The organism is Pseudomonas sp. RGM 3321 (genome assembly GCF_022836805.1).
In the GTDB taxonomy this organism is placed as follows: domain Bacteria; phylum Pseudomonadota; class Gammaproteobacteria; order Pseudomonadales; family Pseudomonadaceae; genus Aquipseudomonas.
Map to the genome: position 1 here is coordinate 124,944 of NZ_JALHBH010000120.1, position 25,301 is coordinate 150,244.

General features: G+C 60.6%; 16 protein-coding genes and 1 pseudogene (1 of these 17 only partly in view). 6 read left to right on the forward strand and 11 right to left on the reverse strand.

The window, feature by feature from the left end; translation table 11 throughout:
* The 4 genes from syrE to RGM3321_RS24275 all read left to right on the forward strand — a co-directional run.
* A protein-coding gene (gene syrE / locus RGM3321_RS24260) for a syringomycin E biosynthesis non-ribosomal peptide synthetase SyrE (protein WP_244395146.1) crosses the window boundary here: on the forward strand, positions 1–7,893 show its 3' portion. The gene continues 20,478 nt to the left of window position 1, outside the view; only the last 7,893 of its 28,371 coding nucleotides appear in the window; its start codon lies beyond the left edge, outside the window; its stop codon occupies positions 7,891–7,893.
* A gap of 221 nt (positions 7,894–8,114) precedes the next feature.
* Positions 8,115–8,939 carry a LuxR C-terminal-related transcriptional regulator gene (locus RGM3321_RS24265; protein WP_244395147.1) on the forward strand — a complete coding sequence of 275 codons (825 nt, stop codon included), beginning with the start codon at positions 8,115–8,117 and terminating at the stop codon, positions 8,937–8,939.
* A complete protein-coding gene (gene adeC, locus RGM3321_RS24270; protein ID WP_244395353.1) occupies positions 8,939–10,357 on the forward strand; it encodes an AdeC/AdeK/OprM family multidrug efflux complex outer membrane factor in 1,419 nt (472 codons plus the stop codon). Before RGM3321_RS24265 ends, adeC begins: the two co-directional genes overlap by 1 nt.
* 10 nt (positions 10,358–10,367) lie before the next feature.
* Entirely contained in the window at positions 10,368–10,574 is a 207-nt protein-coding gene (locus tag RGM3321_RS24275) for a hypothetical protein (RefSeq protein WP_122280360.1), read from the forward strand.
* A 344-nt stretch (positions 10,575–10,918) separates the two neighbouring features.
* Here RGM3321_RS24275 and RGM3321_RS24280 read toward each other — a convergent pair.
* The 3 genes and pseudogenes from RGM3321_RS24280 to RGM3321_RS24290 all read right to left on the reverse strand — a co-directional run.
* Positions 10,919–11,380: pseudogene (locus RGM3321_RS24280) on the reverse strand (helix-turn-helix domain-containing protein); the annotation flags it as partial.
* A gap of 89 nt (positions 11,381–11,469) precedes the next feature.
* Positions 11,470–12,072, reverse strand: a complete 603-nt coding sequence (locus RGM3321_RS24285) for a LysE family transporter (protein WP_244395148.1) — start codon at positions 12,070–12,072, stop codon at positions 11,470–11,472.
* A gap of 144 nt (positions 12,073–12,216) precedes the next feature.
* Positions 12,217–13,392 carry an efflux RND transporter periplasmic adaptor subunit gene (locus RGM3321_RS24290; protein WP_244395149.1) on the reverse strand — a complete coding sequence of 392 codons (1,176 nt, stop codon included), beginning with the start codon at positions 13,390–13,392 and terminating at the stop codon, positions 12,217–12,219.
* A gap of 569 nt (positions 13,393–13,961) precedes the next feature.
* Between RGM3321_RS24290 and RGM3321_RS24295 the strand changes: the two genes are divergently transcribed.
* Positions 13,962–14,774: a helix-turn-helix transcriptional regulator gene (locus tag RGM3321_RS24295; protein WP_244395150.1), complete on the forward strand. Its 813-nt coding sequence runs from the start codon at positions 13,962–13,964 to the stop codon at positions 14,772–14,774.
* 1,021 nt (positions 14,775–15,795) lie between these two features.
* Positions 15,796–16,650 (forward strand): helix-turn-helix transcriptional regulator, encoded by an 855-nt coding sequence (locus tag RGM3321_RS24300; RefSeq protein ID WP_244395151.1) that lies wholly within the window; start codon positions 15,796–15,798, stop codon positions 16,648–16,650.
* Positions 16,651–17,143: 493 nt separating this feature from the next.
* Here the strand turns inward: RGM3321_RS24300 and RGM3321_RS24305 are convergent, their stop codons facing one another.
* From RGM3321_RS24305 to trbE, 8 genes are read right to left on the reverse strand one after another with little or no spacing between them, the layout of a single operon-like run.
* Entirely contained in the window at positions 17,144–17,386 is a 243-nt protein-coding gene (locus RGM3321_RS24305; RefSeq protein ID WP_244395152.1) for a DUF2274 domain-containing protein, read from the reverse strand.
* Entirely contained in the window at positions 17,383–18,666 is a 1,284-nt protein-coding gene (locus RGM3321_RS24310; protein ID WP_244395153.1) for a TrbI/VirB10 family protein, read from the reverse strand. The genes RGM3321_RS24305 and RGM3321_RS24310 overlap by 4 nt, the downstream gene beginning before the upstream one ends.
* A 2-nt stretch (positions 18,667–18,668) precedes the next feature.
* Positions 18,669–19,679, reverse strand: a complete 1,011-nt coding sequence (trbG, locus tag RGM3321_RS24315) for a P-type conjugative transfer protein TrbG (protein WP_244395154.1) — start codon at positions 19,677–19,679, stop codon at positions 18,669–18,671.
* On the reverse strand, positions 19,676–20,380 hold the full coding sequence (trbF, locus tag RGM3321_RS24320) for a conjugal transfer protein TrbF (protein WP_244395155.1): 705 nt from the start codon (positions 20,378–20,380) through the stop codon (positions 19,676–19,678). Before trbF ends, trbG begins: the two co-directional genes overlap by 4 nt.
* Positions 20,381–20,404: 24 nt before the next feature.
* Positions 20,405–21,799: a P-type conjugative transfer protein TrbL gene (gene trbL, locus RGM3321_RS24325; protein ID WP_244395156.1), complete on the reverse strand. Its 1,395-nt coding sequence runs from the start codon at positions 21,797–21,799 to the stop codon at positions 20,405–20,407.
* Positions 21,796–22,098, reverse strand: a complete 303-nt coding sequence (locus tag RGM3321_RS24330; RefSeq protein WP_244395157.1) for a hypothetical protein — start codon at positions 22,096–22,098, stop codon at positions 21,796–21,798. Before RGM3321_RS24330 ends, trbL begins: the two co-directional genes overlap by 4 nt.
* A gap of 11 nt (positions 22,099–22,109) precedes the next feature.
* A complete protein-coding gene (gene trbJ, locus RGM3321_RS24335) occupies positions 22,110–22,847 on the reverse strand; it encodes a P-type conjugative transfer protein TrbJ (RefSeq protein WP_244395158.1) in 738 nt (245 codons plus the stop codon).
* Positions 22,844–25,294, reverse strand: a complete 2,451-nt coding sequence (gene trbE / locus RGM3321_RS24340; protein ID WP_244395159.1) for a conjugal transfer protein TrbE — start codon at positions 25,292–25,294, stop codon at positions 22,844–22,846. The genes trbJ and trbE overlap by 4 nt, the downstream gene beginning before the upstream one ends.
* Between the last annotated feature and the right edge of the window lie 7 nt (positions 25,295–25,301).

The following is a 25,301-nucleotide window of genomic DNA, read 5'->3' on the forward strand; positions in this document are numbered from 1 at the left end:
GAGTTGAGCCTGCCGGGCCTTAGCCTGCATCCGATGGTGCAAGCCCATGAAACCGCGCAGTTCGACCTGATGCTGATTTTGGGTAGCGAAAACGGCACTCTGACCGGGATGATCGAGTACGCCAGCGACCTGTTCGACCACGCGACCGTCGAGCGCTTTGCCCAGCATTTTCATACCCTGCTGGAGGCGATGGTAGAGGATGTCGCGCAACCTGTGCTCGGCCTGCCGCTGCTCAGCCCTGCGCAACGCCTGGCCTCGCCTGCGCTATTGCAGCCCAAGGCAGTATTCGCGTCGGGTCTGATGGTGCATCAGCGCTTCGAACAGTTCGCCGCCGCCCATCCGCAGAACATCGCGCTGGTCTTTGGCGGGCATGAGGTGAGTTACCAGGCGCTCAATCGCCGAGCCAACCGTCTGGCCCATGAACTGCTCGCCCAAGGCGTGCGTCCTGATGACCGGGTGGCGATCCTTGCCGAGCGTGGTACACAGATGGTCTGCGCGGTGCTGGCCGTGCTCAAGGCCGGTGCGGCCTACGTACCGCTGGACCCGACATACCCCACCGAGCGTCTCGGCTACCTGCTGACAGACAGTGCGCCGGTGGCGTTGCTGGCCCAGCCGGCTTGCCTCGACGTGCTGCCGACACACAGCGTGCCGGTACTGACCCTCGGCATGGATAACGACAGTGCTGGCTTGGCGGATGAATCGCTGGACTGCAACCCTGAGCCTGATGCTCTGGGTCTGTCCCGCGAGCACCTGGCTTACGTCATTTACACCTCAGGGTCTACAGGCCTGCCCAAAGGTGTACTGGTGGAGCACGGCAACGTGGCACGCCTGTTTGACGCTACCGCCGGACAATTCAACTTCGGGCGTGAGGATGTCTGGACGCTGTTCCACTCCTTTGCCTTTGACTTCTCGGTCTGGGAAATCTGGGGCGCGCTGTGCTACGGCGGCAAACTGGTCATCGTCCCGAGCGAGGTGGCGCGTTCGCCGGATGACTTCTACGCGCTGGTCTGCGAGCAGCAGGTCACCGTTCTGAACCAGACGCCAAGCGCTTTCCGCCAGTTCATCCAGGCCCGCGAACGCAGCCCGCGCGAGCATGCGCTGCGTGAAGTGGTGTTCGGAGGTGAGGCCTTGGATTTCCGCAGCCTGCAGCCCTGGACCGCACGCACACCGCTGTCGCGTACCCGTCTGGTGAACATGTACGGGATCACGGAAATCACCGTGCATGCCACCTACTACCCGATCAGCCAGTCGGAAATCGACACAGCCATGCCAAGTCTGATCGGGCCGGCACTTGATGACCTGTGCCTGCGTATCCTCGACGACTATCAGCAGCCAGTGCCGGTGGGTGTCAATGGCGAGATTTACATCGGTGGCGCCGGGGTTGCCCGGCATTACTTGAACCGCACGGAGTTGAATGCCGAACGTTTCATTGCCGACCCCTATGGGTTGCAAAGCGGCGCTCGGCTCTATCGCACCGGCGACGTTGCGCACTACCGCAGCGACGGCGGCGTGGTCTACGTCGGCCGCAATGACTCGCAAATCAAGATTCGCGGCTTTCGTATCGAGTTGGGCGAGATCGAGGCCCAATTGCTCGCCTGCCCCGATGTACGTGAAGCGATGGTCATCGTGCGTGAGGATCGCCCCGGCGACAAACGCCTGGTCGCCTACCTGATTGCCGAGGACGGCACCGCTCCCGAGTCAGCGCTCCTGCGCAGCCAACTGGCCAGCGTGCTGGCCGAACACATGCTGCCAAGCGCCTTTGTGATCCTTGAAAGCTGGCCATTGACCACCAACGGCAAGCTGGATCGTGCCGCCCTGCCCGCGCCGGACCAGTTCGCCACGGTCAGTCGTGACTACGAAGCACCGCTAGGCACTATCGAAACGACCCTGGCCGCTGCCTGGCAGGAATTGCTCGGGGTTGAACGTGTCGGTCGCCAGGATCACTTCTTCGAACTTGGCGGTCACTCCTTCCTCGTCATTAACCTGATAGAACGCTTGCGTCAGATCGGCTTGGTACTGGATGTGAGCACGGTGTTCTCGGCGCCAACCCTGCAAGCCATGGCCGCGGTCCTGGCGGGCGGCACTGCGGCGGAACGGGTCGCCCCGGCGAACCTGATTCCCGTCGATTGCACCGCGTTGACCCCGGACATGCTGCCGTTGGTGAAACTGACCCAGCAGGAACTGGAGCATATCGTTGCCGATGTGCCAGGCGGCGTCGCCAATATTCAGGATATCTACCCACTGTCGTCGTTGCAGGAAGGCATCCTGTTTCACCACCTGCTGCAGTCAGAAGGCGACGCCTACCTGATGCGCACCCTAGCGACGTTCGACAGCCGTGCATTGCTCGACAAATTTCTCGGCGCGCTGCAAGTGGTGATCAACCGCCACGACATCATGCGCAGCTCCCTGCGCTGGCAAGGTCTGCCGCAACCGGTACAGGTGGTCCATCGCCAGGCATCGTTGCCAGTCATTCAGCTCGACAGCGCGCCCGGTGAAGACGCCTTGCAGATGCTGCGTGAACGCACCAATACCTACCATATGCGCCTGGACCTGCAACAGGCACCGCTGATAGCCGTGTACATCACTTACGATACCCGGCAGGAAAAGTGGCTGATGGCGTTGCTGGACCATCACCTTATCAGCGACAACGTCACCCTGCGCCTGATCATGGGTGAGATCCATGCTGTGATGGACGGACGCGCCGACGCCCTGCCGCCATCCCAGCCTTACCGCAACTTCATTGCCCAGGCCGCATGCGTTTCCCAGGCCGAACATGAAGCCTACTTCCGTCAACTGCTGGGGGATGTCGACACCACTACTGCGCCCTACGGCGTGCTCGATGTGCGTGGCGGCGATGCAGCAATCCTGCGTTCGGTGCAGGATCTGAGCGACGACCTCAGCGCGCGGGTCCACAGCACCGCAAGGGCCCAGGGTGTGCCAACCTCGGTGCTGTTCCATGCGGCATGGGGTTTGGTGGTGGCCGCCACCAGCGGCCGCGACGACGGGATTTTCGGCACCGTGCTTTCCGGACGCTCCCAAGGCACCTCTGGCGCCAACCATGCGCTGGGGATGTTCATCAATACCTTGCCGATGCGTATTCGCCTGCAACAAAACAGCGTGCGCGATATCGTTCAGGACGCCTACCAACAGCTCAGCGGCCTGCTGACTCACGAGCAGGCGCCTCTGGCCCTGGCGCAGCGCTGCAGCGCAGTGGATGCATCGCTGCCGATGTTCACAGTGATCCTCAACTGCCGTCACGGTGATCTGGTGAACACTGCCGGGGAAAACATCGAGGACATGAGTGAGGAGCAGGAAGGTATTCATTTCCTGGGCTCCGAAACCCGTACCAACTACCCGATCGAGATTGCCGTAGCCAATGAGGCCAATGGGTTCTCGCTGACAGCGCAGTCTATCAATGGCATCGACCCGCAGCGGATTGCCGCCTACCTCGGTCAGGCTGTTGCCGAGCTGGTCAACGCTCTTGAGCAAGATCCGCAACGTCTGGCAAGCAGCCTGGAAGTGGTCCCGGAGGACGAGCGGCAACTGGTGCTCAACGACTTCAACGACACCGCCAGCGAATTCGCTCCGGCAGTGCCGATCCATGCTTTGTTCGAACACCAGGTCCGCTGCAATCCCGAGGCTGTAGCGCTGGTCTACGAAGACCGCCAATTGAGCTATCGCCAGCTCAACCGCCGCGCCAACCACGTGGCCCGACAGCTGCTGCAACTCGGTGTGCAGCCGGACGAGCGCGTGGCCATCTGCGCCGAACGCAGTCTGGACATGATTGTCGGCCTGCTGGGCGTGCTCAAATCCGGTGCTGCCTACGTGCCGATTGACCCTGCCCACCCGACTGACCGCATGGCCTTCATGCTGCAGGACAGCCTGCCGCGTGCGCTGCTGACCCAGAGCGCGCTCAGTCTGCCGGTCGGCGACACACCGCTGATGCTGCTGGACAGTGCTGAGTCGCTGCGGGCGGCGGATGATCAGGCGTTCGACGCCAATCCATTGGTAGACGGCCTGACGGCGGAAAACCTGGCCTACGTGATCTACACGTCAGGCTCCACCGGCCAGTCGAAAGGTGTCATGGTCGAGCACCGTTCGGTGTTCAACTTCTGGAACGTGCTGACCCGTACGACCCACCAGCATTGCCCGACACCGGCCAACGTGGCGCTCAACGCCGGGTTCTTCTTCGACATGTCGATCAAAGGCATCTCGCAACTGTTCTCCGGCCACAAGCTGGTGATCATCCCGCAACTTATTCGTGCCAACGGCAGCGAACTGCTGGACTTCCTCGAAGCCCATCAAGTTCATGCCTTCGACTCAACACCGTCGCAGCTCGACACCTTGCTCTCGGCTGGTTTGCTGGAACGCAGCAGTTACCAGCCGATCAGCGTGCTGTTGGGTGGCGAGGCGATCAACGCCAGCACCTGGGAAAAGCTGCGCAACTGCCAGACCATCCGCTTCTACAACATGTATGGCCCGACCGAATGTACGGTGGACGCGACCATTGATCTGATCCGCGACCTGGGTGAAAAACCCAGCATCGGCCGGCCTATTGCCAACGTCCAGGTGCATGTTCTGGATGCGCGTGGCGAGCCGGCTCCACTGGGCGTTGCCGGGGAAATTCATATCGGTGGTAGCGGTGTGGCCCGTGGCTACCTCAACCGTGACGAGCTGAGTGCCGAACGTTTCATCGTTGACCGGTTCTCCGGTATCGCTAACGCCCGCCTTTACAAAACCGGCGACCTGGGTCGCTGGCTGGCTGACGGCACGCTGGAATACATGGGCCGCAACGACTTCCAGGTGAAGGTTCGCGGTTTCCGTATTGAGCTGGGTGAAATCGAAAACGTTCTGCTGGCCGTACCAGGAATCCGCGAGGTGGTGGTGATTGCCCGCAACGACAGCCAGGGTGATTCGGAAAGCCAGCGCCTGGTGGCCTATGTCTGTGGTGAATCGGTGGCGGCCGAGCACTTGCGTAGCGAGCTGCTCAAGCATCTGCCTGAGTACATGGTGCCCAGCGCTTTCGTCCATCTGGACGCCCTGCCGCTGACCGCCAACGGCAAACTCGACCGCCGTGCGCTGCCGGCCCCCGGTCAGGATGCGTTGGCCAGCAAGGCTTACGAGGCGCCGCAAGGCGAAACCGAAGAGGCCATCGCCGAGATATGGAAAGCCCTGCTGAATCTGGATCAGGTCGGCCGCAACGATGGCTTCCTTGAACTGGGCGGCCATTCGTTGCTCGCAGTGCAATTGCTGTCTCGACTGCGACGCAAGCTCGGTACACGCATCACCTTGCGTGAACTGTTCGACGCACCGACCGTGCGTGGCCTGGCCTCATTGGTCAACGCCACGGCGCCAAGTGAAGCGCAATCTATTCCCAAGGCCAACCGCTCGGGCCGCCTGCCATTGTCCTTCTCTCAGCAACGCCTGTGGTTCCTCGATCACCTGGATCATGCTGCCGGTGCGGCCTATCACCTGCCGATGGCCTTGCGCCTGACAGGGACACTGGACACGGCTGCCTTGCAGGCGACGCTTGATCGTCTGGTTGCACGCCACGAAACCCTGCGCACGCGCTTTGAGTTGGTTGACGGTGAACCGGTGCAGAAGATCGCCCCGGCCGATACCCGCTTTCCACTGTTGCACCAGGATCTGCGCGGCCTTTCCAGTGATGAACGCACGGCGACCCTGACCCGTCTGGGTCAGGAAAATGCCACGCAACTGTTCGATCTGACTCAAGGGCCTATGCTGCGCGGGCATCTGCTGCAAGTGACGGATACCGAGCATGTGCTGCTGATTACGCTGCATCACATCGTCTCTGACGGCTGGTCCAACAGTGTTCTGGCCCAGGAAGTGAGTGTGCTTTACAGCGCCTTCAGTCAAGGCCAAAAGGACCCACTGCCAGCGCTGCCACTTCAATACGTGGATTACGCCGCCTGGCAGCGGCAATCCCTCGACGGACCTGCGCTGCAAGCCCAGATCGACTTCTGGCGCAAGCACCTGGAAGGCGCACCGGGCTTGTTGAGCCTGCCACTGGACCGTCCGCGTCCGGCCATCCAGAGTTACACCGGTGGGATCGTCGAGTTTATGCTCTCGCCAGAACTGAGTACTGACTTGCGCGCCTTCAGCCAGGCTCAGGGCAGCACGCTGTTCATGGTCCTGCTGGCGGGCTGGTCGGTGCTCATGAGTCACCTGAGTGGACAGAATGATGTGGTGGTCGGTACACCTGTCGCCAATCGTCAGCGTCCGGAGCTGGAGCCGCTGATCGGCTTCTTTGCCAATACTCTGGCATTGCGTGTGGCAACCGGCCGAGAGACGCGCCTGAGCGACATGTTCGGTCGGATCAAGAACCTGACGCTGGCTGCCTACAGTCATCAGGACTTGCCGTTCGAGCAAGTCGTCAGTGCCTTGCAGCCGACTCGCAGCATGAGCCACAGCCCGTTGTTCCAGGTAATGCTGAGTCTGGACAACACACCACCTTCGCTGCTGCAACTACCCGACCTGCAAGTCGAGTCGCTGGACAGCACCCATATCACCACTCAGTTCGACCTTTCGTTGTCGCTGGCAGATACCGGCGAAGGCCTGATCGGTGGCCTGCAATACGCCAGCGACTTGTTCGACATCACGACCGTACAGACCATCACGCAGCTGTTTACCAAGGTCCTGGAGAATATGGTGACCGACGCACAGCAGTCGATCGGTCAGGTGCTGGACAACACGCCAGCGTTGCCACATTCGGCTCATACCGTGGCTGTCGCTGCGACGGTCGAGGAGGAACAGCCTGAGGCACTCCCTTACGAAGCGCCCGAAGGCGACACCGAGATCGCCCTCGCCAACCTCTGGAAGGAGTTGCTCAAGCTGGACAAGGTCAGTCGCCATGACGACTTCTTCAAGCTGGGTGGCATTTCGCTGATGGCGGTGCAGATGGCCTCGCGCCTGCGCAAGGTGCTCGGCAAACCGATCGCGGTCCGCGATCTGTTCATCGAACCGACCATTGCCGGTTTTGCCAGAACACTGGACGGCCAGGCACGTCCCGGTCAGCACAGCAATCTGGTCCCGGTCCGGCGCACAGGCTCGCAAAGGCCGCTGTTCCTGGTCCACCCGCTGGGCGGCGAAGTGCAATACGTGCGTGATCTGGCCGCTGCAATCGACCCGCAGGTGCCGCTCTACGGCTTGGCCGCCAGTGGTCTGGCGGCTGGAGAAACGCCGCTGTTTGAAGTACCGGCTATGGCTGCGCGTTACCTGGCGGCGATTCGCCAGGTGCAACCGAAAGGGCCTTACCGGATCGGTGGCTGGTCTGCCGGTGGTCTGATCGCTTATGAAATGGCCTGTCAGCTGCAATCCAGCGGTGAACAGCTGGAGTTCCTCGGCATCATCGACACCTCCGCGCGTCTTGATCAGCAAGCGCAGGAGGCACAGAGCGAAGGTCAATTCCTGATGAGCTGGCTACCCGAGCAGTTCGACCCCGAGGTATTCCAGCAACTCACCGAGCTGGCCAGCACGGATGCCATCGATGAAATGCTGACACTCTGCATGGCACATAGCCTGCTTCCGGAGGAACTGCCACAGGACGTCGATGCCAACTTGTTACGCAGCCATCTAGCGGTGGCCTATGCGACCAATATCGCAGTCGGTGCCTATGTCAGCCCACCCGCTCCGCTCTCGGTGACGCTGTTTACCGCTAGCGGGGAGGAGCGCAACGATCCGCTGCTGGGGTGGAGTGAGTTGCTTGAGACCCCGGTGAGCGTGACAGCGCTTCCTGGGACCCACGAGACCCTTGTCCGGGCGCCTCATGTCAGCACACTCGGCCAGGCGATCTCCCGGGCGCTGAACAAGGAGCCGGCCCACAAGATCAGCCGAGAAGAGGTTTCACGTTCGATAACAGCGCCAGCTGAGTAGACCGCGGGGTTGCGCAGGGTTGTCCCGGTATCCCGTGACAGACTTTTCCTGCGCAACCCAGCTTAATTGGAGCCTCTAGCTGAATCGTTTTTTTGAAGACATTCATGCGTGATGCCGGATTCAAGTGATGTTGAAGCGCGAAAGGTTTGAGCATCCGGAGGACGGAATCACAGTCTGGTCGACAGAATTGCACGCAACTTCTGATCTGCAGGAATGGACATATGAACCGACAAGCGAATGCCAAAGAGGAAGTGAAGCCGCACATTTATCTGGAACTCGGGAAGCTGGTATCCAGCGTCGGGGATGACATGTTTCTGAGTAACATGCATCAGTTCATCAACACATCGCTGGCCGTCAGCCGGGTCGAGCTGAGCGAATGGACCGTTGACGACAGTCAATCGGCGGTGACCGATGTGCAATTGCTAGGCTATGCGGGCACTGAGTTGAATCCGCAGATGCAAACGGCGTGTCCGCCCCGTGCCAGGCACCGCAGCGATCATCCGCTGGTCAAGCGCGTGCTGGAAGCGAACGATGATCTGTTGATCCACTTGAATGCACGGATGAAAAACAACAAGGACGATAGCTTTTCCGGCACCTCCCACCAGTGCAGCATGGTCTCGCGCAAGGCCAATCGTTGTTGTGTGATCTCACTGCACCGCCCGCAAGCAGACAAAGATTACTCGTTGCAAGAACTGTCATTTTTGAAATACCTCTCGGAAACCTTGTTGCCCCTGTCGGTACGACACGCCAGTGTCCACCGCCAATACCGCGTGAAAAGCGGAGGAACACTAACGAACAGCCTGGCTGCCATGGAGCACACGCAACTACAGCGCGAGTTCAATGATCGCTTGAGTGCCAGCGATGTCGTGCTGTCAGCGCGGGAAAAGCAAGCCTGTCTGGAATTTCTGGCTGGCGCCACAGTCCCTGAGGTCGCAAAAAAACTCTGCGTCAAGAACAGCTCCATCGAAACCTACCTCAAGCGCTCCGCCGCCAAGCTGGGTATCAGCGGTCGACATGGGCTGGTCAAGTGGATGATAGGAACATGATGAGCAAATCCATTAGCCCTTGGCTGGTTGCCGCGCTGTCCTTGAGCGGTTGCTCATTGATTCCGGACTATCAGCGCCCGGCAGCACCGGTTGCCGCACACTACCCACAAGCACCCGACTACGCTCCAGCACTCTCTGGCCCCATGGCGGCGGACATGGGGTGGCGCGACCTGTTCCGCGACCCGACGCTGCAACAGCTCATCGAGAGCGCTTTACTCAATAATCGTGACTTGCGTGTGGCAGCCCTCAACGTCGAGGCCTACCAAGCGCAATATCGCATCCAGCGCGCCGATCTGTTTCCCGCGATCAGCGCAGCTGGTAGCGGGACCCGGCAGCGCCAGCCCGCCAGCATCACGCAGACCGGCAGCCCGGTCACCAGTGGCAGCTACTCGGCAACGCTGGGTATCAGCGCCTACGAACTGGATTTATTTGGACGCATACGCAGCCTGACCGATCAGGCCTCGCTTACTTATTTGTCCAGCGAAGAGGCCTGGCGCAGCACTCAGTTAAGTCTGGTGGCGAGTGTCGCCACCGCCTACCTGACCTGGCGCGCAGACCAGGAACTGTTGACCTTGAATCAGGACACGCTGGCGTCCTACGAAAAAAGCTTGAACCTGACCGCTCGCAGCCAGCAAGTCGGCGCCTCTTCATCGTTGGACCTGGCCCAGGCGCGTACCTCGGTGGAAAGCGCACGGGCAAGCCTGGCGTCGTTCCAGCGCCAGGTCGCACAGGATCTCAACAACCTGACTTTGTTGGTGGGTACGACGGTCGCGGACAGCGCGCCAAACCGCCCGCTGGCCTCCGAATGGCTCGCCGAAGTACCGGCTGGTTTGCCTTCTGATCTGCTGCAGCGACGCCCGGACATTCTTGAAGCCGAATACCAGTTGCAGTCGGCCAACGCCAGCATCGGTGCCGCGCGTGCGGCGTTCTTCCCGAGCATCAGCCTGACTGCCAACGCCGGCACATCGAGCACCGAACTGTCCGGCCTGTTTAAAGGCGGCTCGGGAGGCTGGGTGTTTTCACCGCAGATCGACATCCCGATTTTCAACGCAGGCAACCTGCGGGCGAGCCTGGATTATTCGAAGATCCAGAAAGATATCAGTGTCTCAAAGTACGAAAAATCGATCCAGACCGCCTTTCAGGAGGTTTCCGATGGCTTGGCTGCACGCCAGACCTACAAACGCCAGCTGAAGGCGCAGAGCGATCTGGTACAGGCCAACCAGGAGTATTACCGCCTGGCCGAGCGCCGCTATCGCATTGGCGTCGACAACAGCCTGACGTTTCTCGACGCACAGCGCTCTTTGTTCAGCGCTCAACAAAACCTGATCACCGACCGACTGTCGCAACTGACCGCCGAAGTCAATCTGTACAAGGCACTGGGCGGCGGCTGGACGGAACTTACATCAAAACCCTTGTGAGGTAATGAAGATGGGCACATTCGAATCCGGAGCACATGTACGCCTTCGCTCGGGCGGCAAAATCATGGTGGTCAAGCACGAATCAACGGTCACTCCTCCCCCGGATACTCTGCTCGTGATGTGTGAGTACCGAGCCAAGAATCGCCTGGTGCAGGGCTTTTATTCGGCCCGGGATCTGATTCCCGCGCGCCGGGAGCCGATGCACAATCATGGCTGACAGCAGCCTTGGCCTGCGTTGGAGCTATGTGCCAATCGCTGCGACCGGCTTATGAAATATCAAAAGTGATCGTGCCCGCGATAGCCATATGACAGCCATCAATCAGAGCGTCTGGCATCTCGCGTCGCGAGCGAGCGTCCTGCCTAGGCTCTGTACGTAAAGTAGCTGCGCTCGGTGATGCTGCATTAAAAACAGGCTCGAGCGCGAGTCCGATCGGAATGCTCATTTACAACACGTAGAGTCGAGCGCGACCCCGGCCGTTCCTCGCCTGTTTTAGCCTTGCCTGACCTTCTCTCGCCGACTTTTCGTACAAAACCTAGCATTTACGATGCAATAACGTCTCAGGATTTATCTTTCAAGTCCGGATGCTCGGGCAACTCAATAGCGCATGTCAGGTGCGGCTTTATGCCGTTTGCGGCCCAGATGCGTTGAACGCTGGCCGGTGATATGCCAGCGACTCGTGCCATGCTTCGACAGCTCCAGCGGGCCTGATCGGTACACGGCTGAGTGACTTGCTCAAGGGTCAGTCTCAGCGCTTCGGCGGGTAGGGACGGCTTGCGGCCTCTTCCAGGCAGATCCATCAGACCTTGCAGGCGCAGCTCTTGAAAACGCTTGCACCAGCGCGTGACTGAAACAACGGAAAGACCGGTCAATCGGGCAATCTCGTTACGAGAAAACTTTTGAGCCGCCAGCAAAATCACCAGCGCCCGGCGACATTCGCGTTGACTGATAGTGGCTGAAGCTTTTACGCGCCGACTCAGTTCGCTTTTCTCATCGTCGCTAAGCACGATGCCCTGAGAGTTCATATGACTGCTCCACGCACTGACTGACCAAAGACACACCGCCAGTGTTACATATTTATTTCAAATGCGGCCTGCGAACGCGTACTGGCAGGTCAGGTGAATAGCGCTGTTGAAGCCACGTTATACAACGCAATAATCGCGAACAGCCCAATCACTAGCGACACTAATCTATTGACTCGATTGCTCGACATCAGCGTTGGCAGGCTTCGGCCAAACAGAGCGCCCAACCCGACCCACGCTATGCCCACAGGCAGAACGACCAACGAAAATACCGCCATGAATGAAACATAACTTTCGAACTGCAAGAAGGTGCCGGCGGGCGCGATGAACGTCGCAAAAAAAAGCCCTTTCGGATTGTTTAGTGTTGCCAGAAATAATGCCGATATCGAGATCACAACGGGCTTTCCGTCTGTGTTCTGACGCGTTGAAAACCATAGTTTCAGAGAAATATAAAACAGAAAAGCCACCGCCAGGATCTTGGTTATTATCACCACCCACCCGTAATTCGCGAGTGCGTCAATGGACATACCCCAGGCGGTAATCTGAATCAGATAGGCCGTCCATTCGGCAGCGATCAATTTCAGTGAATACATACCAAGGCCGCGATTTACCCCGGACTGGAGCAGCAGCGAATTGGTCGGTCCCGGCACCAGCAGCAGCGTGAGCATTGCAATTGCGACGTAATACATGGTCATCACCAACACTCCAGAATAGATGTACTTTTCAACCCCCTTATTTCCCAAAAAAAGGAAATCTACTGGTGTGCAGTGCCAGCACCCAAGTGTTCAGGGAAGTTCTAAAACAAGCGTCGACGTTTACGGAACATCATCGCCATACCGTCACACACCTTGACCGCCCCCAGCCTCCCCAATGACAACCCTGTCTCCAACTTTCAACCCCGAAAGTACTTCAACCCTTACCTGATTATTGATCCCTGACCCTATTTGCTGTGTCCTGACTTCGTTGCCCTCGCCCAATACCCGTACGCTATAAGTGCCGTCTTCCCGGCGTTCGCCAAGCGCGCCAACAGGAATCGTCAATACACCAGTCTTCGCTTCGAGCACTATTCTGACGTTGGCGGTCATGTTGATGTAGAACCGGCCCTTGGGGTTGGGTACGTCGAATAGAGCGTTGTAGAACACGGCCTTTTTGTTTTCACCTGATCCACCGGACGTGCTCGCAGCGTCCAGAGGGCCAGGCTCTATGGCGCTCAGGGTGCTGGTATAGCGTGTATCCGGATCGCCTGGGATGGTGAAGTAAACCGCAAGCCCGGGCTTGATCTTGACCACATCGGCTTCGGAAACCTGCGCCTTCACGGTCATTGTGTCGAGTTGGGCCATCTTCAGAATGACCGGTGCGATCTGGTCTGCGATGATCGTCTGGCCCTCCTGGGTGACAATAGCGAGGATCTGACCATCCATGGGGGCCAGGATTCGTGTGTAGTCGAGTTTGATACGAGAGGCCTCTTCGTTGATGCCGGCCTTTTGTAACTGCGCGGAGAGCGACGTCAGGTTGGCGCGCTCGTTCTCGAGTTCAAATCGGGCGTTGTCCTGATCCGCTTTAGAAACAGCCATCGTTGAACCCAGCTCTCGATATCTGCGGTAATTCGACTCTGCCAGCGTCAATTTATGAACGGTCGCGTCCCGCTCTGCAGTGAGTTGCTCGAGCTTCACAGCTGCCTGTCGCAAAGCGTTTTTTGCTGGCAGCGGATCGATCACCGCCAATAGCTGATTTTTCCGAGCCTTATCACCTGGTGCGACTTTCAGTGACTGCAATTGCCCGGAAACCTGAGCCCCTACGTCTACCTGGTTACGGCCCTGTAGCACGCCCTGTGCCAGTACGGCGTGTTCGATATCCGTTATTTCCGCTGCGGCGGATAGAAAAACAGGCTCTTCTTCCCCGCTAACGCCCTTATAGAAGGCATAGCCAGCCAGCGAGAACGCAAGATCAATCAATACGATCCTTAAAAGGATTTTGCGGAAATTCAATTTCCTGAAAAATTCGAAAATCCTCACTGTATTTCCCGCTCAACAGGAATCCTTGATCTCGTCTGGATCAACTGTTCAACACTGAAATAAAGGGCGTACATGAGAATCTCCCCGCGCCACCGCGACTGTTTTATGCAGCAGCAAACGTCCCTGCAGCCACATGCTTATGGAAGCATCAGGTCGTACGTACGTCTGTCCCCGCATTCAGGGACATTATTTCGGAGACCGCACACAAGTGTGATGTCTCAATTTAAATGTCACTATTTGGCGGCCCTATTCGTCTGATTTTCCTCTAGCAGCCATGACATTTAGAGCATCTTTATTCTGAGACGCAATAACCTATAGCCACTACCGGCCTTGGCAGGCGTTACGGAACAGTGTCTAGAATGGAGCATCGGCCTGTATCGAGGCATTTGTCCCCCCTTTCCCCTACAGACTAGGAATAGTCGCTATGTGTAAATTCTTTAACGCGCTAGTAGTATTGTCCTACAATCTTACATTATGCTTAATGCTAGGCATCAAGAGGGCTGAGCAGTATGTGAGATGAGGTTGCTTTTGATTCAACTGGAGACTAACGCCATGGGGGCAAATGTGTGATGAAAGCCAATTTACGAATGACGGGTGACCAGTCAGCGTATTTTCTGGAATTGGGAAAACTGATCTCGAGCGTAGGCGATGCAAGATTTGCTTCAAATATGCATCAGATCATCGCGGCCACCGTACCGATCGATTTCCTGGACCTGAGTGAATGGACGATTGACGAAAATGAAGGAAGCATCATCAGCATTCAGCCCCTTGGGCGAGAGTACGCTGAGCAGAAGCCGGAGAATCTGACGGTTTCGCAGGACCATGACATGCTGCTCGCTCGAATGGTCAATGTGGACGACTTCCTGCTCATTCATCTGAAGCCACCCTTTAGTAGTTGCACTGGACCGGCCAGCTGTGGTTCGGCGGGTACCTACCATTGCAGTCTGGTGTCGCGCAAGTCGAACAGACGCTGCGTCATTTCCTTGCACCGCCAACATCACCAACGTGACTTTTCACTGCACGAATTATCGTTTTTAAAGAATTTTTCAGAGGCCCTGCTGCCACTGTTGGAGCGGCACGCTCAGACCACCCGAACATTGTGCACTGCGCATGCTGACAACGATGCGATCACACAGGGCGGGCAGCAGCTTCAGCGCGAGTTCAACGAAAAGCTCAGCCATTCCGAGGTCAGATTGTCACTCCGTGAAAAGGAAATCTGCCTTGGCATACTTGCCGGGGCGACTGTTCCGGAGCTGGCCGACAAGCTTCACGTCAAAAACAGCTCCATCGAGACCTATCTGAAGCGTGCTGCGGCCAAGCTTGGTGTGAAAGGACGACACGGTTTGGTCAAGTGGATGACAGGCGTCGCCCAAATGGCCTGAGTTTGGCGGATGAGCTTGAAGGTACGCGGTATGACGCATCTCGTGCCAGGTGCTCTGGCGGTATCAACCACGATGGCCACCTGCCGGCAGAAGCACGTTGCCGGGCGGTCTTGCAAAGTGGCATCACGTCGCCGGACGCTCCGCGTTCACCGTACCCGCAGAAGCCGTCTCCTGCCCAATCGTCTCGCGCAGCCAGTCAATCGGCTAAACCGATTGAGGCTACGACTCCGCGAGAAAGAATTAAAAAATGACCTGCAGGAAAACCGGCAGAAAATAAAATAAAAACAAGCGTATTCTGAAAAATGCTTTTTACTTTGCGCAGTCCGTTTGCACTAACGTACCAGGTAAGCCCTCACTCACCTGCCTGTTAAAAATCCTCTGACCCACTACTTTTCTTTTCATTGTGTTTTTTTTATTATAATCTAGACGTGAATTTGAACCACACGGGCTGTCGCGGGTCATACCTAAAAATCAACTAATATCTACTTCTCTGTGATTAACATGATTGCCTTAATATAAACACAGTGTGGCACCCTCCCGTATCGCCAGCGACCTGTCCTGATGCGCTAACAACATGGATATTGATAGCAATGAACCATCACGCCTACGCTATTGAATGTTTCTGCAACGTTGCTACAGGCCACGCACAGGCCCGTCGTGCGCAGCGTACCCTCGGATAGCGCTGTCATCGCCCAGAGTGATTCGCATTTACCGCTCTCGCCCACGGCAATACCAAGTTCAATAAAAATCGATAAAAAAGTCCGTCCTAATAAGGTGTATTGATCATGGCAAGTGTTTTCGTTTTCCGTAACACGATTGACTTTTTATTACGGCATGCTCTTCAGCGTCGTTCGCTATGGCTTCCCATTCAGCCTCTGCTCAGTAAACGTGAATATTATATTAAGGCCTACATATAACCTGTTTAACCGCAGTCTTCGAAAAGACAATGTACTCCTGAACTCATCTACTGAATCAAGGCTGCGCCTTGGCGTGTCTCTTTTAAACGGAAAAAGGAATACCGATGAACATGCAACAGCTCTTCCCGCATCTTGGCAAAGTGATCTCCGGTATCGGAAGCCGCCAGTTCGCCCGCCTGCTCCATGAGATGATCACGGCCTCGCTCCCCGTGGATGCTACACATGTCATTCAGGGGCTTACTCGGTCTACGAGCGAAGCGGCCGGCGCTCCCCCCATTGGTGCCTTCGGTGGAAATTTGCACCAGGTGCTCAACCCAGGTATCGATAGCAGGCGCCTGGAGCCTGTTCTGTTGAGCCCCACAGAGCTGGCAGATACACGGGTCGATAAATCCATCAGGTTTGAATCGCCGGCCTACAATGCGCAAAAAAATCCAGGTCACCTTCACGCTCATGCTTCTCGCCCCCAAGTACACCTTGCGTACCCGGGCAAGGGGCAATATGTACTGTCGGTTTATCGAGCCCCCTCTGCCAAGGCATTCACCAGTCAGGAGCGTGCCCAGCTCAAGGACTTATCCTGGGTCGTTTTGCCGATCGTGAAGCAACACATTGCAACTGTGACCCCTACCCTTGTTTCGACGACACCCTCGTCTGCCTTGAACAGCTTGAAAAACAATGATGCGATGGAAGGCCTGCGTCAGCGTTTCCTCAGTCGCCTTGAGGCATCGGAACTTAGCCTGTCTTCCCGCGAAACCGAAGTCTGCGTAGGGCTGCTGGCTGGTCTCACTGTGCCTCAACTGGCGGACAGGCTTGATCTGAAAGTCAGCACAGTGGAAAGCTACTTCAAGCGCGCAGCGATAAAAATGAGCATCGGGGGTCGTAGTGCACTCCTTCGATGGCTGCATGCCGCACACCGGGTGCAGCGTCCCGTCGCTGTCGAGATGCTTCAGAAGGCCGTCTGAGCAGAAGCAGGTTTTATTGTTGCATCACTTTCAGAGATTCTCCCATCATGCAGCGGTGCGATCTGTCGACCGGTTGATCCACACCTCGATTCGCTACCGCTGCGCCAACCGGCATTCGCCAACTATCATCACCGCACCGTTCGACTTATAAAGTCGAGGGCAATTACGTTTGTAGGCGCGTGCCATTACTTGCGCGCATAAAAAATGTCCGAAGTCAAGCGATTGGTGAGGTCGGCGTGATGACCGGAAGTCTATGTAGGGCGCGAATTTAGCTCTACTTGTGGTCGCTTTGCGAAGCCGCAGCGTTGTGGGCTAGGAGCCACATAAGAGCGTCGCGGTGGAAAGCCGGAGCGTGCTGTATCGAAGACGATTGCCAGCAGTCGGTGGCCGCCGTTCTTCAACGTAGCCCAGTCGAGCGACGCTCTCCAGAACGAAGAACGCGCAGCCTTGGACTGCGCGTTCGAGCGACGGACACCAGCGGAAGCAGGCGGCTTCAGCTTGGTTTCGGCGGCGCTGCCTTGCCCACGCCTCCCTTCCTGAAACCCCGATCCCCCGCCATAAAGGCTTCGAGCATGTGCGGGATCAGCACCGTGGCATCGACCGATTCGCCGTAGATCTGCACGTGCAGTGCGGCGTAGCGGTCGAGGTCGGCTTTCAGGCTGGCCGGGCAGGCAAAGGTCAGCTTCATGGATTCCGTTTTCGGTAGCGGGCCGAGCCGCAGCTTGCGTGTCATCATCGTGAAGTCCCCTTGTTGAAGAACAACGGCTGGTAGGGCCGCAGCACCAAGTCGCGGTTGGCGATGATGCGAACCGCCAGACCCGGCCGCTCGGTCAGCGTCGGCTGGATGTTCATGTTGCGCCGGGTCATCTCCTGGCCGACCTGATTGATACTGTCCTGCGCGCTGTCGCGCCCGGCGATGATGATGCGGTCGCCATCCTGGCGGTTCTCCGGCGCGGCCAGCTCGGCGCCGACGCCCAGCAGCGTGGTCAACGCCGCGCCGGCGAAGATGCGGCCCCAGTGGTAGTCCACGTCGTCTTCCAGTCCGGCATAGCCGGCCGGGTCGGCTCCGACCAAGTTGTCGAGCGTGAGCGAAGACGTGTCGGGCAGGATGATCCGGTTCCACACCACCTGCACGCGGCTCTGCCCGTAGCTGACTTGGCTGTTGTAGCGGCCCAGGATGCGCGAACCCTGGGGGATCAGCAGAAAGCGCCCGGTAGCCGTGTCATAGACCTGCTCCGTCACCGTGGCGATCACATCGCCCGGCAAATCCGACTTGATGCCCGTCACTAGCGCACCGGCGATGACCGTCCCGGCCATAACCTGATAAGGCGAAGCCGGCAGCGTCAGGTTGCCGGAATTACGGGTTTCCGTGGTTCCGGCTTGCTGGAACGCCTCCTTCTGGTCTTGCCTGTTCTGCACGGCGGTCGGATCGGCGAGCTGGGCCGCCGTCGATGCAGGCCCGGCAGCCATCGGGTCGAACGCCGCATTGGCGGCGAAGCCCGGCGCGGCGGTAGCCTGCGACTGCGCCACCGGCGCGGCCTTCTGCGTACCAGAGCGAAAGAACACCGATGAACCCGCGGCCGCTTCGGCTTCCTTGCGCAGGGCATCGTTCGGGTCGTGGCCGGGGGCCGCATAGGCGGCCGTCACTGGCTGCTGCGACTTGACGATGGCCGGGCCAAGATCGCCCGGCAGCGGCGGTCCCAGTTCGGGCACCTTGGGCGGCAAGGCCGGCGGCAGTTTGGAGTAGTCCGCTGGCAGCGCATCCAGCCATTCGGACTTGGAGACACGATCGACGTTGTAAAGCTCGGTCTGTTCACCAGCACCACGCCGCTGCGGTTGCAGCGACCACATCAGCGCGCCGAGTACGGCGACCGACAGGCCGCCGGTGAGGATGGCCAGCGTGTGCCGGTTCAGGCGCGTGACCGGGCGCGGCTGGGCGCGCAGCGCCACCGCCTCGGGCGCGATCTTGCCCGCCGCCTGCGGCGCGGCGAGGTCGGGAGTGTCGTCCTGGCTCATTGTCAGTTCCTCCGCGCCACGCCGTCGGTGCGCTCGATCCGCACCACGTCACCACCATCGCCACCCAGGCGCAGTTCGGCCGCGCCGAACAGCCGATCTACGATGTAGTAAGGCGAGCGGAAGCGGTAGTTGACGAGCTGACCATCACCCTGCGCGCCGATGATGAACAGCGGCGGCAGTTCGCCTTGGCCGATACCCAGCGGAAACTGGATATAGACCTTCTCGCCATCATCGAAGGCCCGCTGCGGCTTCCATGGCGGATTGCTGCCGCTGATCGCGTAGCGGAAACGGATCTTCTCCAGCGCCAGGCCGGTATCGACCGGCGCGGCTGTCTGTGCGGCCTGCGCCTGGCGCTGCAAGGCCAGCATCCGGTCTTTCGGGTAGTCCCATGACACCGACGCCATCCATGCCTTTTCCGTCGAGGTCAGCTCCAGCAGGTACGTCCGCCGGCTGGTGGTGATGACCAGATTGGTTTTCAGGCCCGAGCGGATGGGCTTGACCAGCACGTTGACGCGCAGCGCCTCGCCGCTGCCGCTGGATGTGTCGCCCACGATCCAGCGCACGGTATCGCCAGCGGCGACAGTGACAAGTGCCTCGCCGGGCTGGAGCGAAACCACGGTGACGCGCCCCGGTGCCGCATAGACCTGATACAACGCGCCGTCGCTATACGGCCACACCTGAATCGCGTTGACGTAGCCCTCGCGGGTCGGCGCGATGCGCGCCTCGGCGTTGGCGCGCGAGACGCGCACCTTCTCGTCGGCCGGCTCCGGCACGGTCGCCGCCTCGTCCAGCTCCGGTAGCGGCTTCAACTGCGCCGGCAGCGCCAGCGGCTCGGGCACGTCGACGACTTCGACCGGCTTGGGCGGCTCGGGCAGCGGCAGCGCCTGCACCTGCACCGGCTCATCGAGCGAGATGGTCGGCGGCGACTTGCCCTGCGATGCGCAGCCTGAGAACAGGACAGTCGAAGCCAGCAGGATCAACGGCAAAGCGTAAAAGCGGAAAGGCAGGTTCATGGCTTGGCTCCTTCGGAAGAATCCAGTTCGCGGCTCCACGAAAGCCCATTGACGTAGATCCCCAGCGGGTTCTTGCGCAGGCGCTGTTCGGTACGCGGGGTTTGCAGGACGATGGAAAGCACGGCGTTCCAGCGTTCGGTGCCAGCGGGTGCGCCATTGACGAACCGCTGTTCCGTCCAGCGGACGTTGAAAGAGGCATCGCTGGCGCGCGTGACGCTGGTGATCTGCACCGTCACCGACTCGCGGCCGACACGGGCGAACGGATCGTTCTTGCCCGCGTAGTCGTTGAGCACGGCTGCACCGCGGTCGGTGGTGTAGTCGTAGGCGTCGAGCCAGTTCTGCCGCACCACGATGGGGTCGATGGACAGCGAACGCACCAGCGTCACGAAGCGCGCCAGGTGATGCGCGATCTGCGCATCACCTGGCCGGTACGGCGTCGCCGCTTCGCCCACGGTACGCACCTGGCCGGACTGATCGACTTCGATGACGTAGGGTGTGACGATGGACTGCGCGGAGCGCCACACCAGGCCGCCGGCCATCAGCAAGGCCAGCACCAGGCAGCCGAAGGCCATCAGCCGCCAGTTCTTCGCCTGCACGCGGGCCGAGCCGAGGCGCTCGTCCCACACCTGGGCGGCGGCTTGATACGGAGTGGCAGGCTGCGGCGTATCGGCATAGCGCACCTGCGGTCTTTTGAATCGCATGGTCAGTTCTCCTTATGAACCGCTTTAGTCGTCGGAGCCGCGCAGACTCGGTCCTTGCCCGGAGCCGCCGCGATCGCCTCCGCGCAACGTGTGTGCGGCAGTGGTCGCGGCATGGGTGATCTGCTGGCGGCGGTGCATCCGCTTGGCCCAGGCGGGCTGCTCCTGCTTCTGCGAGCGGGTGCCGCCGTCGGCGGCTTCGCCTGCGGCCGCCTCGCGGGAGCCAGCCGCACCGGACGCAGCGCCGCCGCCGGCCTCTGTGCCGTTCCATCCAGCACGGAAAGAGCCGGTCATCTTCTGCGCAGCGCCGGAAGCCCTGGATGCGGCGCTGCGCCCGGCAGCCTGCGCGCCGGTCCTGGCGACATTGCCCAAGCCGGCCATCGCGCCCTTGGCGCCGCCGCCCGCAGCGGCGGAACCGGTCTGGAATGCCGAGCGTGCGCTGCCGGCGGCCGACGTGGCGGCACGCGCACCGGCGCCGGCCAGCTTGGCGGCGGCTGGCGCCATGCGTGCTCCAGCCGCCACGGCACCGCCCACGCCGGTCGCGGCAGCACCGATGGCAACGGCCGAGCCGGCGGCACCGACCGCGGCACCCGCCATCGCGCCTGCGCCGAGCTGCGGCGCACCGGACACCAGACCCGTGGCGATGCCGGGGCCGAAGATACCCAGCGCCAGCAGCGCGAGCGAGGCCAACATCACGACAAGGGCGTGGTCGATGGAGGGTTCGTCGGGATGAATCTGGAACTCCGCGAACAGGCCCGAGCCGATGCCGACGATGACGGCCAGTACCAAGACCTTGATGCCCGACGACACCACGTTGCCGAGCACCTTTTCCGCGAGGAACGAGGTCTTGTTCCACAAGGCGAACGGCACCAGCACGAAGCCAGCCAGCGTCGTCAACTTGAACTCGATCAGAGTGATGAAAAGCTGGATCGCCAGCACGAAGAAACACAGGATGACGGTGAGCCAGGCGAGGAACATCACCACGATGGGGTCGATGTTCACGAAGACTTCTGGGAAACCCGCCATGTCGCCGATCTGGTCGAGGATCGGCGCGCCGGCGTCAATGCCGGTCTTGGCCAGCCGCCCCGGTTGCAGGAAGTTCTCCATCGTCATGGTCGAGCCGGTGGCCGTGAGGCCCAGCCCGGCGAACGAGCGGAAGACGATGCTCGCCAGCCAGTTGAAGTTGCCGATGATGTAGGCGAAGGCGCCGACGTAGAGCACCTTGCGCAGCAGCTTGGCGATCACGTCCTCACCCTGGCCGGTGGCGTGGCTCATGGCCCAATACAGGCCGGCGATGGTCATGTCGATGACGATCAGCGTGGCCGTCAGGAAGGCTACTTCGCCTTGCAGTAGCCCGAAGCCGGAGTCGATGTAGCGCGAGAACGTATCAAGGAAGCGGTCGATGATGGTCACGTCGTTCATGGCGCGTCCCCTCCAATGGGTTCATCGAAGCTCGCCGGAATCGGCGGCAGCTCGGCCAGCGTCCGATATTCGTCCGACCCGGCCTGGCCGGAAAAGAAGCGCCGCCGGAAGGCTTCCGCGGCGGCGCGGCAGTCGTCGTCGCCCACACCCTGCCGGTCATCCGCGCACTGCGCACGCAACGCCTTGAGCCGCACGGGATCGGCAACCAATGCGTCGGCCAAGTTCTCGGCTGGCTGCTGGCCGCACGCGGTCAGCAGCAGGGCCAGCAGCGAAACCGACAAGACGGAAGCGCATCGCATGGCCGCCTCCGTCAGTTGTTGTAGAAATTGATGGGCTGCGGCGTGTAGGGCGTTCCGGTGCCGAGGAAGCGCCGGCGCACTTCGCGGGCGCGCTCGGTGGCCGCCGCCTGCCGCGCCATTTCCAGCGACGCCGCGCGCTCTTGCGTGATCTGGAGCTGCTGGGACTGGATCGACTGCTTGGCCTGCAAGGCAAGAAGCTGGTTGGTCGCCTGCTGCGCCTGCAAGGCGCCGGTGGCCGACTGGCTCCGGCTCACGAGGTCGGCCAGCGCGCTTTCGTCTTGGGCCAGGTTCTGCGACACCTGCGCCTGCATCCGCATCGCGGTATGCAAACCATCGAGCGTGTTCTTCCAGCGCTCGCGGGCGTCTTGCGCCATGCGGTCGCCGCTGATGGTCGCGGCGTACTGCTCCGGGTACAGACGGGCGAACGTGGCATCCATGCTTTGCACGTCGTAGGCCAGTCCCTGCGCCTCGGCGATCAGGCGTTCGGTGGTGGCGAGCGTGGAGCGCAGCTGGTTGACGACGTTGAAGTCCAGGCTCGCGAGATTGCGCGCCTGGTTCATCAACATCTGCGCCTCGTTCTGAAGCTGATTGATCTGGTTGTTGATCTGCTCAAGGGTGCGGATGGCGGTTAGCGTGTTCTGCACCAAGTTGACGGGATCAACGAAGGTCAGCGCCGCCGCCGGCTGGGTGAGCATCAGCGAGCCGGCCAGCGCGGCGGCGAGCGAAGCGGAAAGCACACGGGTCTTCATAGCGAAACCTCCAGCGGTTGAGAAGCGAGGAAAGAAGCCGCCGCCGGTGAGGACGGCAGCAGGTCGGCGGCCCAGTCGAGGCCGCGATGGCGCAGCCACGCCCCGGCGAAGCCGGGAGCGCCGGCCTGCGTCAGTACGCGGTCAATGTCGCGTTGGTCTTGCGGTGTGGACGCGCCAGCGAACGCGAGCGCCGCCGGCCCCAGGTCGAGGTCGAACAGGCGATTGCCAAGGCGCGATTGGTAGTAGTAGTCGCGCTTGGGCTGGGCGGTGGCGACGATTTCAATCTGCCGGCTGTTGAGGCCGAAGCCCTCGTAGATCGTGCGAATCTGCGGTTCGGTCGCCTGCGGGTTGGGCAAGAAAATCCGACTCGGGCAGCTCTCGATAATCGCTGGCGCAATGCTCGAATCCTTGATGTCGGCGAGCGACTGCGTGGCGAAGATCACCGACACGTTTTTCTTGCGCAGCGTCTTCAACCATTGGCGAATGCGCGCCGCAAAAGACGGCTCATCGAGGAACAGCCACGCCTCATCGAGAATTAGCAGCGTGGGCGCACCGTCGAAACGCTCATCGAAGCGGGCGAACAGGTAGCGCAGCACCGCTTGCACGGCGGCGGGGCTGTGCATCAGTTCTTCCATCTCGAAGCCCTGCACGTCACCGAAGCCGAGACGATCGGTGTCCGCGTCCAGCAGCTTTCCGTGCGCGCCACCGAGCACATAGGGCGCGAGTGCCTGCCGTAGCGCGTTCGATTGCAGCAGCACCGAGAAACCGGTCAACGTGCGCTGCTCAACAGGCGCCCCGGCCAAGCTGCCCAGCGCCGACCAGATGACCGCCTTCTCGTCCGGGCCGATGGTCACGCCTTCGTGGAGCAGCCGGCCTTCTACCCACTCGGCCGCCCAGGTGCGGTAGCCGTCATGGTCGATGCGCGCGAGCGGCTGGAACGCGATGCCACCGTCGGCGCCCAGGTCGTAGTGCTCGCCACCCAGGCCGAGGATGGTGGCGCGCATCGAGCGGCCCATATCGAAGGCGAACACGCGCGAGCCGCGATAGCGGCGGAATTGCTGCACCAGAATGGCAAGCAACACCGACTTGCCCATGCCAGTCGGGCCAGCCACCAGCGTGTGGCCTACGTCGCCGATGTGCGTCACCAGCCGGAACGGTGTGGCGCCATCGGTGCGGGTGACGATCAACGGCGGGCCGTCGAGGTGGTCGTTCTTCTCCGGTCCGGCCCATACGGCGGACAGCGGCATCATGTGAGCCAGGTTCAGCGTCGAGACGATGGGCTGGCGGACATTCGCGTAGGCATTGCCGGGGATGGACGACAGCCACGCATCCACGGCGTTCAGCGTTTCGGGGATGGTCACGAAACCCCGGCCCTGGATGACGCGCTCCACCATGCGCAGCTTCTCGTCGGCCGCGGCCGGATCGGCATCGAGCACCGTCACGGTGGCAGTGAAGTGGCCGAAGGCGACTTGATCGCCGCCCAGCTCCTGCATGGCGGCATCCGCGTCGGCCGCCTTGTTGCTGGCATCGGTATCCACCAGGGGCGATTCCTGCTGGAAGATGGTTTCGCGCAGCAGCGCCACCACGTTCTTGCGTTTGGCGAACCATTGGCGGCGCAGGCGGCCGAGTTCCTTTTCCGCTTCGGCTTTGTCCAGGCAGAGAAAGCGCGTGCTCCAGCGGTAGGCGAAGCCCAGGCGGTTGAGGTCGTCCAGCAGGCCCGGCCAGGTCGAGGTCGGAAAGCCGCGCACCGACACCACGCGCAGGTGCTGGTCACCCAGTGTCGGCGCGAGACCACCCACCAGCGCGGAGTCGGCCAGCAGCGCGTCGATATGGAACGGGACTTCGGGTACGCCCACGCGGTAGCGCCGCGTGGACACCGTGGCGTGTAGGTAGGTCAGCGTCTCGGCGTCATTGAGCCAGGTGATTTCCGGCATCACGCCATCGAGCAAGTCGAAGACACGATCGGTTTCCGCCACGAACGCATCGAGCCGACCACGCCAGTCCACGCCATCGCCGGGGGCGTTCTCGTAGAGCAGCTTGGCCGCACGGGCGCGCGATTCCTCGGGCGGCAGGTAAGCCAGCGTCAGGTGATAGCCGCTCTCGAAGTGATGTCCCGATTCCTCGAAGGCGGCGCGGCGTTCCTCGTCCACGAGCCAGGACAGCGGTTCGGGAAAGTCGGAGTGCGGGTAGTCTGCCGCCGGCCGGCGCTCGGCTTCGATGAACAGCGCCCAGCCCGAACCCAGGCGGCGTAGCGCGTTGTTGAGCCGCGCCGATGTGGCGATCAGTTCGCCCTGCGTGGCGCTGTCCAGATCAGGCCCGCGAAAGCGCGCCGTGCGCTGGAAACTGCCGTCCTTGTTCAAGACGACGCCCGGCGCGATCAGCCCGGCCCACGGAAGCCAGTCGGCGAGCAAGGCCGGGCGCTGGCGGTATTCGGCAAGGTTCAGCATGGCGGCG

Excerpts from the sequence above, each read along its gene's own strand:
- trbE (WP_244395159.1), bottom strand. The coding sequence starts at position 25,294 with ATGCTGAACCTTGCCGAATACCGCCAGCGCCCGGCCTTGCTCGCCGAC.
- RGM3321_RS24275 (WP_122280360.1), top strand. The coding sequence starts at position 10,368 with ATGGGCACATTCGAATCCGGAGCACATGTACGCCTTCGCTCGGGCGGC.
- adeC (WP_244395353.1), top strand. The coding sequence starts at position 8,939 with ATGAGCAAATCCATTAGCCCTTGGCTGGTTGCCGCGCTGTCCTTGAGC.
- trbL (WP_244395156.1), bottom strand. The coding sequence starts at position 21,799 with ATGAACGACGTGACCATCATCGACCGCTTCCTTGATACGTTCTCGCGC.
- RGM3321_RS24330 (WP_244395157.1), bottom strand. The coding sequence starts at position 22,098 with ATGCGATGCGCTTCCGTCTTGTCGGTTTCGCTGCTGGCCCTGCTGCTG.
- RGM3321_RS24310 (WP_244395153.1), bottom strand. The coding sequence starts at position 18,666 with ATGAGCCAGGACGACACTCCCGACCTCGCCGCGCCGCAGGCGGCGGGC.
- RGM3321_RS24285 (WP_244395148.1), bottom strand. The coding sequence starts at position 12,072 with ATGACCATGTATTACGTCGCAATTGCAATGCTCACGCTGCTGCTGGTG.
- RGM3321_RS24295 (WP_244395150.1), top strand. The coding sequence starts at position 13,962 with ATGAAAGCCAATTTACGAATGACGGGTGACCAGTCAGCGTATTTTCTG.
- RGM3321_RS24265 (WP_244395147.1), top strand. The coding sequence starts at position 8,115 with ATGAACCGACAAGCGAATGCCAAAGAGGAAGTGAAGCCGCACATTTAT.
- trbJ (WP_244395158.1), bottom strand. The coding sequence starts at position 22,847 with ATGAAGACCCGTGTGCTTTCCGCTTCGCTCGCCGCCGCGCTGGCCGGC.
- trbF (WP_244395155.1), bottom strand. The coding sequence starts at position 20,380 with ATGCGATTCAAAAGACCGCAGGTGCGCTATGCCGATACGCCGCAGCCT.
- trbG (WP_244395154.1), bottom strand. The coding sequence starts at position 19,679 with ATGAACCTGCCTTTCCGCTTTTACGCTTTGCCGTTGATCCTGCTGGCT.
- RGM3321_RS24305 (WP_244395152.1), bottom strand. The coding sequence starts at position 17,386 with ATGATGACACGCAAGCTGCGGCTCGGCCCGCTACCGAAAACGGAATCC.
- RGM3321_RS24300 (WP_244395151.1), top strand. The coding sequence starts at position 15,796 with ATGAACATGCAACAGCTCTTCCCGCATCTTGGCAAAGTGATCTCCGGT.